Origin of the sequence: uncultured Nitratireductor sp., from assembly GCF_913053745.1 — a bacterium.
Lineage (GTDB): Bacteria > Pseudomonadota > Alphaproteobacteria > Rhizobiales > Rhizobiaceae > Nitratireductor.
In genome coordinates, this window is the sequence record NZ_CAJXGF010000162.1 from 1 (window position 1) to 9,498 (window position 9,498).

Annotated in this window: 8 protein-coding genes and 1 pseudogene; 7 read left to right on the forward strand and 2 right to left on the reverse strand. The window is 61.2% G+C overall.

The features are described from left to right. Positions 1-678 (forward strand): molybdopterin-dependent oxidoreductase (locus tag QZ638_RS19955; RefSeq protein WP_295813651.1); only part of this gene is annotated, 678 nt, incomplete at its 5' end. 88 nt (positions 679-766) lie between these two features. Next, positions 767-1,507, forward strand: coding sequence for a cytochrome c family protein (locus QZ638_RS19960; RefSeq protein WP_295813652.1), 741 nt, complete (start codon positions 767-769; stop codon positions 1,505-1,507). A 163-nt stretch (positions 1,508-1,670) separates the two neighbouring features. On the opposite strand, the gene QZ638_RS19965 is transcribed toward QZ638_RS19960, so the two are convergent. Both QZ638_RS19965 and QZ638_RS19970 read right to left on the reverse strand, forming a co-directional pair. Further along, a complete protein-coding gene (locus QZ638_RS19965) occupies positions 1,671-2,414 on the reverse strand; it encodes a hypothetical protein (protein ID WP_295813653.1) in 744 nt (247 codons plus the stop codon). Further along, complete coding sequence (locus tag QZ638_RS19970; protein WP_295813654.1) at positions 2,411-2,917, reverse strand: RNA polymerase sigma factor; 507 nt, start codon at positions 2,915-2,917, stop codon at positions 2,411-2,413. The genes QZ638_RS19965 and QZ638_RS19970 overlap by 4 nt, the downstream gene beginning before the upstream one ends. Before the next feature lie 232 nt (positions 2,918-3,149). Here QZ638_RS19970 and deoC point away from each other — a divergent pair, with 232 nt between their 5' ends. The 5 genes and pseudogenes from deoC to QZ638_RS19995 all read left to right on the forward strand — a co-directional run. Further along, on the forward strand, positions 3,150-4,109 hold the full coding sequence (gene deoC / locus QZ638_RS19975; RefSeq protein WP_295813655.1) for a deoxyribose-phosphate aldolase: 960 nt from the start codon (positions 3,150-3,152) through the stop codon (positions 4,107-4,109). An 11-nt stretch (positions 4,110-4,120) separates the two neighbouring features. Continuing rightward, complete coding sequence (locus QZ638_RS19980) at positions 4,121-6,517, forward strand: aldehyde dehydrogenase family protein (protein ID WP_295813656.1); 2,397 nt, start codon at positions 4,121-4,123, stop codon at positions 6,515-6,517. Positions 6,518-6,730: 213 nt separating this feature from the next. Beyond that, positions 6,731-8,245 (forward strand): ABC transporter substrate-binding protein, encoded by a 1,515-nt coding sequence (locus QZ638_RS19985; protein ID WP_295813657.1) that lies wholly within the window; start codon positions 6,731-6,733, stop codon positions 8,243-8,245. 73 nt (positions 8,246-8,318) lie between these two features. Next, the gene (locus tag QZ638_RS19990; protein WP_295813658.1) at positions 8,319-9,269 is read left to right on the forward strand and encodes an ABC transporter permease; all 951 of its coding nucleotides are present in this window, start codon (positions 8,319-8,321) and stop codon (positions 9,267-9,269) included. 23 nt (positions 9,270-9,292) lie between these two features. Further along, a pseudogene (locus tag QZ638_RS19995) lies at positions 9,293-9,498 on the forward strand (ABC transporter permease); the annotation flags it as partial.

Below are 9,498 nucleotides of genomic sequence, written 5' to 3' on the forward strand. Positions count from 1 at the left end.
TACACCGCGCACTACGGTGCCGATGGCCATCTTTCGGGCAACCCCGATAAACTGCCGATCTCACGCGGAGTGCCCATCGAAAAGGCGATGACCGACAATATTCTTATCGCTTTCGAGATGAACGGCGAGACACTGCACCCGATGAACGGTGCGCCGCTTCGGCTGGTCGTGCCGGGCTGGCCGGCCTCGACAGCCCAGAAATGGCTGACCCGCATCGAACTGCGCGACCAGGTGCATGACGGCCCCAAAATGACGGGTACCTCCTATCGTGTGCCGGCCTATCCGGTGGCTCCCGGTGAGGATGTGCCCGAGGAGGATTTTGTCATCATCGAACGTATGCCGGTGAAATCGCTTGTCACCTTTCCAGCCAATGGCGCGGATATCGGTATGGAGACGGATGTGCGCGGTCATGCATGGTCGGGCGACCGCTCCATCGAGAAGCTGGATATCTCCATAGATTTCGGGACGACCTGGCAGGAAGTGGAACTGGACGATCCGGTCAATGAGGGCGCCTGGCAGAACTGGCGCAGCAAGGTGACATTCCCGCAGGCCGGCTACTATGAGATCTGGGCGCGGGCAACCGACAGCGCGGGCGACATGCAGCCTTTCGCCATCGCCTGGAATCCCAAGGGTTATCTCAACAACACGATGCACCGGGTTGGTGTGCGCGCGAGCTGATCGCACAGCCCAACATGCTCAACCGTCTTAATACCGTGAAGCGGCGGGATGCCGCTTCACGGCACCCAATTCCATGGAGAAAAGAAGAATGAAGCTTGCTCGCGTTTGGCTGGGTGTTGTCGGACTTGCTCTCTTTGCCGCCACGCCCGCTCTGGCGGATGTTCAGGCCAGGCTGGCCGATGCCGACACCGCAAAAGGTGAAAAGATATTCAAGCGGTGCGTCGCATGCCACACGATCGAGAAGGACGGCAAGAACAAGGTTGGTCCAAATCTTTATGGAGTGGTCGGCAAGCCGGTCGCACAGGTCGAGGGCTATTCCTATTCGCCAGCCATGAAGGCCTATGGTGGAGAGTGGACGGTTGAACGGCTCGATGCCTATCTGCTGCAGCCCCGCGCCGAGGTGAAGGGAACCAAAATGGCCTTTGCCGGCCTCAAGAAGGAAGAGGACCGCGTCAACCTGATCGCTTATCTGAGCACGTTCTCAGACACACCCGTTCAGTCCGGTGCCGCAGTGGAAGAGGCCGCCCCGGCCGAGCAGGCAGCGAGCGCGGAACCTGCGAAGGGCGACGTTCAGGAGATCGAGGGCGATTTCGGACGTTTGAAGGTTGCGCCGGGGGTCGATACGACCTTCTACGCCTGTACCGCCTGCCATTCGGAAATGATTATCGCGCAGCAGGGTCTCACCCGTGAGGGCTGGGACGAAATGCTTGAATGGATGGTCGATGAACAGGGCATGGACAAAATTCCAGAGCCGGACCGCATCGAGATACTCGACTATCTGGCGACGCATTATAATGAGGACCGCCCCAACTTCCCCAACCCGAATTAGAGCATCGGACCGAAGCCTGGACCGCTTCACTCGGCTTGGATGAGGCGGTGCAAAGGTTTGCTCTAGAGCACTTCCGCTTTTGGTTGAATCGCGAAAGCGCTCTAACTTATTGTTTTTCGCAATTCCGGACGGAAAACCGGTTCCCACTTTTCCTGGAATTGCTCTAGCCGCAGGATGTGGCCTGTGCGGTCGCGTCCCTTAGAGCGATCACGGTGTCGGGCTGCGCCATTCTGCGCGTCGCCTGTTCCAGATAGGCCGTAATTGCCGCGAACTTGCCCGCATCCATGCCGGTGGCGACGATCCGATAGAGGCGGTCGGGCACTTCCCATGCCGCGCTCTGCAGGTCCGGGGCAGAGCCTCCGGCATTCAGGGATTTTTCGCTCGAAAAGACTGTCAGGCGGCAGCCCTCCCGACCGGCGAAATGGGCTGCCAAGCCATGCGGCACTTTCCTGACCGCCACAAGCGTGAGATTGGCCGCCGAAAGATCGGGGAACAGAGCGATCTCTTCGCCCGAAACAGTCTGGAAAATACCGTCTTGCGAAACAAATGCCTGAGCGGAGAACGTCTCGTGAATGGCGAGTGGATCTTCCGGTGCAGGCGTATCCGGGCGGGTGAGCGGATATGCAAGGACAATGGCGAGTGCGACGGAAGCTGCAAGGGCTGAGCCGGCCCACCTGCGTCCCCACCGGCGCCATTCACGGTGATTGTCGTTTCGCGCAGACGGTTGTGTGACTGGCTGCGGCTTCAGGGTCTTCAGACTGGCGGACATTTCACGGATTTCTGCAAGCGCTGCGCTCAACTCCGGCTCTGTCTCGAGTCGGCGTGCAAAAGCTGCGCGGTCCTCGATCATTTCTCCGTCGTGAAATGCGTTGACCTTGATGAAGTCCTCGTCCGTTACCTTGTTCATTGGGTTTGCTTTGCCTGCTCTTCATCCTGATCGTCGCCTTTGATGCGGCGCAAAAGTTCTTTCCGGGCCCGGCTGATACGGCTCATCACGGTGCCGATGGGCACATTCATGATCTCCGCCGCCTCCGCATACTTGAAACCCATGATGTCGATGAGAAACAGCACCTCCCGCGTCTCCGGCATTAGTTTCTCGAACGCAAGGCGGATCAGAACATCGCGGCCCTCACTGCCCGTTCCGTCGCTTTCATCCATAAGACGTTTTTGCACTGCGATATATTCACGGCGCACGCGTCTTTTTCTGAGTTCGTCATAGTGCAGGTTGCGGATGACGCGAAACATCCAGGGGCGCAGCTCGTCCATGCGCCCGGGACGCGTTTCGTGGCGCAGGGCGCGTTCGATGGCGTCCTGAACCAGGTCCTCCGGGCTTTCGGCAGGTCCGCAGATCGAGCGCGCATAAGCACGCAGCTCGGGAAGAAGTTGTTCGATCTGCGAAAGATGACCCATATCTACCGGTCGCTGTCCCGCTAAACTCCAGCTACGCTTCCATCGTCGACGAAATCTCTAGGACCGGAGCTACCCTCACGGCAAAATAACCTCGGAAGTTTGCGTGAGGCAAGGCAATGCGGGTTGACAGGTTCTCGGAAATTATGAAACGATCCAAACATAATGTTGCTATCGTAACATATCGCCTGCCGCTTCCGAGACCGCGCAGGCACAGAACGACACGGACACTGCAATGACCGACGCTCTCGCCCGAAATACCGGAACGCAACTGAGACCCGAATGGTTCGAGGATATATCTGTCAATCGCAGCGCGACGGAGCGCCGGGCGGGTACGATTGCGACGCGCCGCTCGGTCAAGAAAGCGTATCAGGCGGCATGGCTGGTACGGGCTATCACGTGTATCGATCTGACGACGCTTGCCGGCGATGACACGCCGGGCCGCGTTCGCCGGCTTTGCGCCAAGGCGCAGCGTCCGGTGCGCGAGGACATTCTGGAAGCGCTCGGCCTTGCCGATGCAGGCATCACGACCGGTGCTGTCTGCGTTTATCCGACCATGGTGCCCCATGCGGTCAAGGCACTCGAGGGGAGCAACATTCCCGTCGCTTCGGTCGCCACCGGGTTTCCGGCCGGTCTCATGCCTCTGCCGCTTCGGCTCGCGGAAATCCGTTACGCGGTGGAAGAGGGCGCGCATGAGATCGACATCGTGATCACGCGGGAGCATGTACTCACCCAGAACTGGAGCGCGCTCTACGATGAAATTGCCGCCATGCGCGAGGCCTGCGGTGCAGCGCATCTGAAGGCCATTCTGGCGACCGGCGATCTCAGCACGCTCACCAATGTCTACCGCGCCTCGATGGTTGCGATGCAGGCCGGATCCGATTTCATCAAGACGTCGACCGGCAAGGAAGGCGTGAACGCCACATTGCCGGTGAGCCTGACTATGGTACGCGCGCTGCGCGATTATCGGGATCATTCGGGCCAGATCGTCGGCTTCAAGCCGGCAGGCGGCCTCAAGACTGCGAAGGATGCGCTCGCCTGGCTGACGCTCATGAAAGAGGAACTGGGCAATCGCTGGCTGGAGCCGGACCTGTTCCGCATTGGCGCGAGCTCGCTGCTCGGCGACATCGAACGGCAATTGGAGCACTTCGTGAGCGGGCGCTATTCGAGCGCCAACCGTCACGCGGTCGCATGAGGAATCGAACCATGTCTTCCATCAAGGATATTCTGCGCACCATGGAATACGGCCCTTCTCCGGAAGCCAATGGCGATGTTCTCGCGTGGCTCGACGCCCATGACCGCTCCTTCGGCCATTTTATCGATGGGCGGTTTGTAAAAACGAAGGGTGCGCGCCAGATTGCCGTGGCAAATCCGTCGGACGGTTCGCAGCTGGCTGAGATCGCCTGCGGCACGGCGGAGGATGTGGACGCTGCCGTGAAGGCAGCGCGTGCGGCGTTCGGTAAATGGTCGAAACTCTCCGGCCATGAACGCGCGAAATATCTCTATGCCATTGCCCGCCATGTGCAGAAGCGCTCGCGCTTTCTCGCGGTGCTGGAAACCATCGACAATGGCAAGCCGGTGCGTGAGACGCGCGACATCGACATTCCGCTGGTCGCGCGCCACTTCTATCACCACGCCGGCTGGGCCGAGATGGTGGAGGACGAATTCCGCGGCTTCTCGCCCGTGGGCGTTTGCGGGCAGGTGATCCCGTGGAATTTCCCGCTGCTGATGCTTGCCTGGAAGATCGCTCCGGCGCTGGCCGCCGGCAACACGGTGGTGTTGAAACCCGCCGACCTGACGCCGCTGACGGCTGTTGCCTTCGCGGAGATCTGTCACGAGGTGGGACTGCCCGCCGGCGTGGTCAACATCGTTCAGGGCGACGGCGCGACGGGTGCCGCCGTCTGCGGCCATGAGGGCGTCGACAAGGTGGCGTTCACCGGCTCCACTCAGGTGGGCCGCATCATCCGCGAGCAGATCGCCGGTTCCGGCAAGAAGCTCTCGCTGGAGCTGGGCGGCAAGTCGCCTTTCATCGTGTTCGAGGACGCCGATATCGATGCGGCTGTCGAGGGCGTGGTCGACGCGATCTGGTTCAACCAGGGCGAGGTGTGCTGTGCCGGCTCACGCCTGATCGTGCAGGAAGGCATCGCCGAGCGCTTTCATGCCAAGCTGAAGGCGCGGCTGGAGACGCTGCGCGTCGGCGACCCGCTCGACAAATCCACCGATGTGGGCGCCATCGTGTCGCCGGTTCAGGTGGAGCGGATTTCCGCGCTTGTGGCAAAGGGTGTCGAGGAAGGTGGAACCCTCTGGCAGGCTTCCGCACCGTTGCCTGAAAAGGGCAATTATATCGCGCCCGGCTTCTTTACCGATGTCGAGCCTGCTGCGACCGTCTGCCAGGTGGAGATCTTCGGCCCCATCGCCGCCTCCGTGACCTTCCGCACGCCGGACGAGGCCGCCGCACTTGCCAACAACAGCCGCTACGGGCTGGCCGCCTCCGTCTGGTCGGAAAACATCAATGTGGCACTCGATCTTGCCGCGCGGGTGAAGTCCGGCGTGGTGTGGATCAACTGCACCAATATGCTCGATGCGGGCGCCGGGTTCGGCGGCTATCGGGAAAGCGGCTTCGGCCGCGAGGGCGCGCGCGAGGGGCTTTACGAATATCTCGCGGCCGACTGGGAGAAGAAGCTTTCTGCCCCCAAGGCATCGGATGCCTTCATTCCCTCCGCCTCTCCGGCGGGTGAGGGCAAGGTTCTGGTCGAGGGTATTGACCGGACCATGAAGAACTATGTCGGCGGCAAGCAGGCGCGGCCCGATGGCGGCTATGTCTATTCCGTTGCCGGCAAGGGCGGTGTTCTGATCGGTCAGGCCGGCATCGGCAATCGCAAGGACATCCGCAACGCGGTCGAAGCGGCGGCGAAGGCCGGCGGCTGGGGCGGCGCGACCGGTCACAATCGCGCGCAGGTGCTCTACTATCTTGGCGAAAACCTGGAGGCGCGGCGCGCGGGCATGGAAGCGCTTCTGTGCGAGAGCACGGGCGCGAGCGCGAAGAAGGCGACCGAAGAGTTCGACACCGCGCTGCGCCGCATCTTCTATTACGCCGCGCAGGCCGACAAGTTCGACGGCGCGGTGCACTCCACCCAGTCGCGCCATGTGACCCTTGCCATGAACGAGCCCTTTGGGGTGATGGGCATTGCCTGCCCGGATGAAGCACCGCTTCTGTCTCTGGTTTCGTTGGTGCTGCCGGCCATCGCCATGGGCAATCGTGTGGTGGTCGTGCCGTCTGCGCGTCACCCCTTGATCGCCGGCGATTTCTATCAGGTGCTCGACACGTCCGATGTTCCGGGCGGCGTGGTGAACATCGTCACCGGCGAGCGTGATCTTCTGGTGAAGACGCTTGCCGAGCACGACGAGGTGGCAGCACTCTGGTATTTCGGCTCGGTGGAAGGAAGCGCCATGGTCGAGAAGGCATCGGCCGGAAACCTGAAGTCGACCTGGGTCAACAATGGCCGCATGCCGAACTGGCTCGACGATGCCGAGGGCCGTGGACGCGACTATCTGCGCCGTGCCGTTCAGGTGAAGAACATCTGGGTTCCCTACGGCGCCTGAAGCGCGTCTTATGTTCTACGAATTCGCGTTCTGAAGGAATAAATTTCGCACGGGACCGACAGAAATGTCGGTCCGGTGCGAACATTTTGCTCTCGGCGGGATTCAAATGTCTCGCAGTCATCGTGTTTGCCGGTTAGATTAGCCACGAAACTGCGGGCTCATGGCTTCGTGCCAGGTGACCGCGCGGTTTGGAATTCGCAAAGGACAAGCAAGATGACAGCATCGTTGAAAGAGACGGGTCTGGGCCTTCGCAGCCTGACGATAAGTGTGGCATTCGCCATTGTTGGCGCGACAGGTGCCATGGCGCAGGACAATGCAGACCCTTCCGCCGTCATTCGCATCGGCTCGCTCTATGAGCCGCAGAACCTCGACAACACGGCAGGTGCCGGGCAGGGCATCAACGAGGCCTTCAACGGCAATGTCTATGAGGGGCTGTTTCAGCTCACCGACGATGGCGACGTGGTGGAAAAGCTCGTCTCCGGTTTCGAGATGAGCGAGGATGGGCTCACCTACACTTTCACGCTGCAGCCGGATGTTACGTTCCATTCCGGCGACCCCCTGACGGCAGCCGATGTGAAACACAGCATTGAGCGCGTCACCGCCGAGACCTCGCAGAGCTCACGCAAGCGCAGCCTGGCGAATATCGAGAGCGTGGAGGCGAAGGACGACAGCACGGTTGTTGTCACCCTCAAGGAACGTTCCATCTCGCTGCCCTACAATCTGACCTATGTGTGGATCGTCAACGATGCCGCCGAAGATCTCACCTCCAGCGAGGACGGCACCGGCCCCTATAAGCTCGACAACTGGCGGCGCGGCTCCAGCATCACGCTTTCGCCCTATGAAAACTACTGGGGCGAGAAGCCGAAGAATGGCGGCGTGACCTTCTCCTATTTCAAGGAGGCGACCGCGCTCAACAATGCGCTTCTGACCGGTGCGGTGGACATCATCACCAGCGTGCAGAGCCCGGATTCCCTGATTCAGTTCCAGGACAATCCGTCCTTTGTGGTGACCGATGGCCAGTCGACCACCAAGGAAGTGCTCGCCTATAACGACCGCGTCGCCCCCTTCGACAATGTGAAGGTGCGCAAGGCCGTTGCCCGCGCCATCGACCGCGAGCGCCTCCTGAACTCCATCTGGGGCGATTACGGCACGCTGATCGGCTCCTTCGTGCCGCCGACGGACCCGTGGTATGTCGACCTCACCGATGTGGACCCCTACGATCCGGAAAGCGCCAAGGCGCTGTTGGCCGAAGCCGGCTATGCGGACGGTTTCACCTTCACGCTCGACACGCCGAACTACGATCCGCATCCGATCGTCGCCCAGTTCCTGCAGAACGAGCTGGCCAAGGTCGGCATCACCGTGGAGATCAACATCATCACCGCCAATGAGTGGTACACGAAGATCTACCAGGCGCAGGATTTCCAGGCGACGCTGCAGGAACATGTGAACCACCGCGACATCGTGTTCTACGGCAATCCCGACTTCTACTGGGGCTACAACAATCCGGAAGTGGTGGAACTGATTGCCTCTGCGGAGGCGAGCGGCTCCGAAGCCGAGCGTGATGAAAAGCTCACGCAAGCAAACCGCATCATCGCTGAGGATGCAGCCAGCGGATGGCTTTATCTCTATCCGCAGATTGTGGTATCGACCGCGTCGGTCAGCGGGTATCCGGTCAACGGCCTGAACTCGCAGTTCTTCGCATACGATATCGTCAAGCAGGCTCAGTAACCGATCCCGCGAGCCACCATACGGTTCCACCTCGCGTGGAACTGTCCTGAGGGAGGTTCCGATCCTCGTTTATATTGCCCGGCGGCTCGCCATTCTTTTCTTCTCGCTTCTGGCGGCTTGTGTGGTTCTGTTCATACTGCTCCGGCTTTTGCCGGGAGATCCCGCCAACGCGCTGATCTCGGTCGGCGCCGACGAGGCGCAGATCGCGGCCGCACGGCGGCAGGTCGGTTCCGATCTGCCGCTTGGCCAGCAATTCGTCCAGTTCATCACGAGCCTGGCGCGTTTCGATCTCGGTACGTCCTTTGTCAGCCGCACGCCGGTGCTGCCGGAAATCATGGACCGGCTCGCCGTCACGCTGCCGCTCACCGTTTTGTCCTTCCTGCTGGCGCTGGTGATCGCGGTGCCGCTCGGCATCCTCTCGGCGGTCAAGGCCGACCGCTGGTATGGCGCGGCCATTTCGGTGATCTCGCAACTCGGCATCGCCATCCCCGTTTTCTGGGTGGGCATTCTTCTGGTCACGCTGTTTGCCGTCAATCTGCGGCTTTTCCCCTCCGGTGGCTTTCCGCCGCGTGGCTGGGATACGCCGGTTGAGGCGCTGCGCACACTGTTTCTGCCGATCCTCACCATTGCCATCGTGATGTCCGCCTCGCTTCTGCGCTATGTGCGCTCGGCCACGCAGGATGTGCTGGGAAGTGACTATCTGCGCACGGCGCGCGCGCTAGGCGCGGGCTTTTCCGAAGCGCTGGTGCGCCACGGCATCCGCAACGGCGCGGTGCCGGTCATGTCGATCCTCGGCATCGAGCTTGCCACGGCGCTGCTTGGTGCGGTGGTGGTCGAGCGGGTGTTCAACCTGCCGGGGCTTGGCTCCATGCTGCTGCTTGCCATCGAGCAACGCGATTTCCCCAATATTCAGGGTGTGCTCTTCATCTCCACGCTGCTCGTTCTTCTGATCGGTTTCCTTGCCGATCTCGGACAGCGACTGGTCGATCCAAGGTTGCGTGAGAGCCGGGGAGCGCGGTCGTGAGCGGGCAGGTGGAAACGGCGACAATGGCAACAAGGCGTGGTTCGCTCACGCTGACCGTCGGGCTTATTCTCGTTGGTCTGCATGTTACGGTCGCGCTGCTGACGCTTGTGTGGACGCCCTACGACCCCACGGGCATGGCGGGCGGGCGGCTCGAAGCGCCATCGCTTGCTCATTGGGCCGGGACGGACCGTCTCGGGCGCGATCTCTTCACGCAGATCATGATCGGCTC